The sequence below is a fragment of the Allocoleopsis sp. genome, from assembly GCF_036703385.1.
Classification (GTDB): Bacteria; Cyanobacteriota; Cyanobacteriia; order Cyanobacteriales; family Coleofasciculaceae; genus Allocoleopsis.
Genome location: NZ_DATNPA010000200.1, coordinates 1 through 3,928 on the forward strand (window position 1 = coordinate 1; position 3,928 = coordinate 3,928).

A 3,928-nucleotide genomic window follows, 5' to 3' on the forward strand; every position below is an offset into this window, starting at 1 on the left:
ATGGATAGAATAAATCTAACATCCCAAATCCCCATACCTTGGTGGGTCGGGTCAATCCAAAATCATCAATCTAAAATCCAAAATCGGTTGACCAGTTATTAGCAAGCAGAGCTAGCTAATAAGCTTGCTCTACCTGCCTCTGTTATAAATGCTGTCTGGCTTGCACAATTACCAGCCGCGCTGCAAAAAACGGCTTAATCTTGACTTTCAACGTCTACGAATTTCTGTTGATGACAGGATTCCCATTCACATCAACATCTAACTCTTCGCGGCGAATCGTCTCTGTTGCCTCCACCGTATCGCGCTCAACTTCTTTGCGGATCGTCACTTCTTCGCGCACAAAAGCTTTCTTTTGGATGTCAGCTGTTTCTTCGTAGACTTCCATCCGAGCAACTTCACCTTCACGGAAGTCAGCCGCTCCGGGTGTAACTTCCATCTCACCTGTAGGGTTGGTGCGCTCAATAATCACCCGCTCTCTTTCGACGGGAACAGACACTCTTGCCGTTTCAGTTTCAACGTGCTTACCTACTGCAACTTCACCAGTCTTTTGACGCTCTTTATTGGTTAGTAGGCGTTCTTCATACAGCTTGATTTTCTGATGATTCCGCTCATCTATATCGTAGAGTGAGCGATCATTGTCATAATTGTAGGTGTCACGGCTGTAGGTAGGTTGAGCAACTGTAGCCGTCCCTGCCGCTGGTCGGTAGGCAGTTCTGACCCGTTCTTCATAGTCGTAGTCAACAGTGATGTTATCCCTGTACTCTGGTAAGTTTTCGACTTGGGCTTTGGTCAGACCTGTTACATAAACCCGACGCCGATCGTAATCCATCCGAATACGACCAATGGGTACTAATACTTTCTTACCAAAAATCCATAAGCCCGTGTCAATCACGAGATAGCGGAAACGACCTGTTTCATCAACAAGAGCGTCATAAACGCCACCAACTTTCTCATCTGTATCGCTATAGACATCGTATCCCTTAATGTCATCGCCCCCGAAAATTTCTTGCTTATAGTTGGGATAAGCATCCGCCAGTTTTACAAGAACCATGAGTTTAATTCTCCTATCTTCTAAATTTGTTTTTGTATTACCACTTCCTACCTTAGATAATTTTGGCTTTTTAGTTCATCATACTCAGGGAAGATAATTCAAAGGTTGCTGTATCCACTTTTTAAGTAAGGAATTGTAATATTGCTTGATTTGGGTGATAATTAATTTAATGTTTAGGTTGGTTTTTATTCCTCAGAGCAACTTAAAAATACCTTGTAAGTTTTTTAAGAAATACCATTTATAAATTGATTTTAAAGTCATCTCCCTAAGGATTGATATAAATGGCCTAAAATATTCATCTATTGGTATAGAATTTATAAAAAGTGACGGTTTTAATCGAAGAGAGTGTGTTTGGTAGTGTCTGGATTTTTTCGTTTTACAGAATATTTAGAAAAACTAAGTATATTGAACCGCTTTGACCAAGAAATAGGTTCCTCCCTCATCTACCAAACACGCGAGAGTGAAAATGTCTAATCAGTCGTGGTTAACTCTGTTGCAGCAACATCGCTTTATTGCTGTGATTCGATCGCCTTGGCTATCATTAGGCCATCAAATGGCTCAGGCGGTAGCGCTAGGGGGGTTATCACTGATTGAGATTACCTGGAATAGCGAAGGAGCGCCCCAACTCATCAGCCAACTCCGCACGGAGTTACCGCATTGTATGATCGGCACGGGCACATTATTAAACTTGGAGCAGTTGGATCAAGCGATTGAGGCCGGCGCGCAGTTTCTCTTCACTCCCCACGTTAATCTCACTTTAATTGCCGCTGCCATACAGGCTGGCGTCCCAATCGTGCCGGGAGCTTTGACTCCTACGGAAATTGTTACCGCTTGGGAGGCGGGTGCTAGCGGCGTTAAGGTATTTCCCGTTCAAGCGGTGGGCGGGGCAAGTTACGTCAAGGCTTTACAAGGGCCACTCGGTCACATTCCCTTGATACCAACGGGAGGTGTGACGCTGGAAAATGCATGGGAGTTTATTGCCGCAGGCGCGATCGCAGTGGGTCTTTCCGGCGAGTTGTTTCCCAAAGCCCTGATTGCCACGGAAGATTGGAAAGCAATTGCTCATCGAGCAAGCACGCTCAAGGAACAGTTAACGACTCCAGCCAAATAGGAGGGGAACAAGTGAGCGATAAAATACAAAGAAATTTATTGATGCCATGAGTAATTGAGAACGGATGAACAGCATCATGTCATTGCAGTGGCTGCGGCGATCGGGAAAATTTTTGGCGGGTGCAGTACTGACTCTAACGGCCTTCGGTATCTGGGTAGTACCAACTTACTCGACGCCAGTGGGTGAGCTCATCGCGAAAAAAATGATGGAATTAGAAGCGTCCCAGGAACGCTGGATTCAGATTGACCTGAAAAATCAACGCTTAATTGCTTGGGAGGGTGGAACTCAAGTTTATGCGATCGTAATCTCCACGGGCAAAGGCTCCACGCCAACTCGCCCTGGTATCTTTAACATTCAAACCAAGCTAGCGAAGAGTCGCATGAGGGGTGCTGACTATGACGTTCCCAATGTGCCTTATGTCATGTTTTACGAGGGGAACTACGCCATTCACGGAGCCTTCTGGCATCGTCGATTTGGGACGCCCGTGAGTCATGGCTGCGTGAATGTGGCAGTAAATCACGCCCGGTGGTTATTTGATTGGGCATCGGTGGGAACGCCAGTAGTTATTAATGACTAGATGCAGACCTATTTACATCAATCGCTTCTCTAGTCATGACAAAAGTTGATAATTTTGTTTCCATCTAGGAAGGGGGTAGAACAACGATTACCTCCCTCTGTAAAGTGATCGATACAGCTTCTGGCAAAATAACCTGTAATAGAGGTAGTTCCTGCTTTGAAAGACCATGACCCAGAGCCTTACCCCGGATGTTCTACCTCCTCCCTTTCCCGACCATACTCAACTTCCAGAGTCGGATGGTACGTTTGTGAAAAACTTTCAGGAGCATCCCCAAGGCATAATTCTCACCGACTCGATTGGCTCAGTTCTACAGCGACTACATCCTGACGGATACTATGCGATCGGGCAAGATTGCGGTATTTACTGGCGAGAAACTGAGCCACCGGAAAAAGGAGCTGAAGCACCTGATTGGTTCTATGTACCCAACGTACCACCCAAGCTGGATGGAAAGATTCGTCGTTCCTACGTGCTTTGGCGGGAATACATAGCACCGTTGATTGCACTGGAGTTCGCTTCAGGAGATGGCTCGGAAGAACGCGATCGCACACCTCTATCTTTCTCTCCCGAAGGACAGGCAACAAAACCAGGTAAGTTTTGGGTGTACGAGCGCATCATACGGATTCCCTACTATGGAATCTTTGAAATCAATAATGGCAAGTTAGAGGTATATCACTTGGTCAATGGTTTCTATGAACTGCTAGAAGCCAACGAGCGAGGACATTACCCCATTGCCTCATTAGGCGTAGAGTTAGGACTTTGGGAAGGAACTTATCAAAATCAAACCCAACTCTGGCTGAGGTGGTGGGATGAGCGAGGAGAGTTGTTGCTCATTGGCGATGAACGAGCTCAACAGGCAGAACAGGCGCGAAGGGATGCGATACCTCGGTTATTGGGAATGGGGTTGAGCGTGGAACAGGTGGCAGAGGCGTTAAGTTTTTCAGTGGAGGAAGTTAGAGAGCGATCGCAGAATTAGCTCTGACTGTACAGAAGAAGTTGTTTCTGGAGTAAACGACTTTATGCTGCTTATTTTCTAACCAATTACAAAGCTACGAGTATTGATGGTGCTAGCTGCCACACCTTCCAAAGTCACTAACGTCAGAAAATCTGTACCATCGTCTGCACCATCAGGCAAAACACCCACTAACGAGGTTATAAAAGACATTTGCTCGTTGGGCTGTATGAACGGTAT

Annotated in this window: 4 protein-coding genes; 3 read left to right on the forward strand and 1 reads right to left on the reverse strand. The window is 45.9% G+C overall.

The window, feature by feature from the left end; genetic code table 11:
- Positions 1-214: 214 nt before the first annotated feature.
- A complete protein-coding gene (locus V6C93_RS10075; RefSeq protein WP_333476526.1) occupies positions 215-1,051 on the reverse strand; it encodes a DUF2382 domain-containing protein in 837 nt (278 codons plus the stop codon).
- Positions 1,052-1,517: 466 nt separating this feature from the next.
- Between V6C93_RS10075 and V6C93_RS10080 the strand changes: the two genes are divergently transcribed.
- The 3 genes from V6C93_RS10080 (at position 1,518) to V6C93_RS10090 (ending at position 3,712) form a co-directional block, all read left to right on the forward strand.
- Positions 1,518-2,162 (forward strand): bifunctional 4-hydroxy-2-oxoglutarate aldolase/2-dehydro-3-deoxy-phosphogluconate aldolase, encoded by a 645-nt coding sequence (locus tag V6C93_RS10080; RefSeq protein WP_333476527.1) that lies wholly within the window; start codon positions 1,518-1,520, stop codon positions 2,160-2,162.
- A gap of 64 nt (positions 2,163-2,226) precedes the next feature.
- A complete protein-coding gene (locus V6C93_RS10085; protein WP_333476528.1) occupies positions 2,227-2,739 on the forward strand; it encodes a L,D-transpeptidase in 513 nt (170 codons plus the stop codon).
- Between the two features lie 166 nt (positions 2,740-2,905).
- A complete protein-coding gene (locus V6C93_RS10090) occupies positions 2,906-3,712 on the forward strand; it encodes a Uma2 family endonuclease (protein ID WP_333476529.1) in 807 nt (268 codons plus the stop codon).
- The last annotated feature ends 216 nt before the right edge of the window (positions 3,713-3,928 follow it).

What these genes read in the sequence shown, in the direction of transcription:
- V6C93_RS10075 (WP_333476526.1), bottom strand. Translation starts at nt 1,051, where the DNA reads ATGGTTCTTGTAAAACTGGCGGATGCTTATCCCAACTATAAGCAAGAA.
- V6C93_RS10080 (WP_333476527.1), top strand. Translation starts at nt 1,518, where the DNA reads ATGTCTAATCAGTCGTGGTTAACTCTGTTGCAGCAACATCGCTTTATT.
- V6C93_RS10085 (WP_333476528.1), top strand. Translation starts at nt 2,227, where the DNA reads ATGAACAGCATCATGTCATTGCAGTGGCTGCGGCGATCGGGAAAATTT.
- V6C93_RS10090 (WP_333476529.1), top strand. Translation starts at nt 2,906, where the DNA reads ATGACCCAGAGCCTTACCCCGGATGTTCTACCTCCTCCCTTTCCCGAC.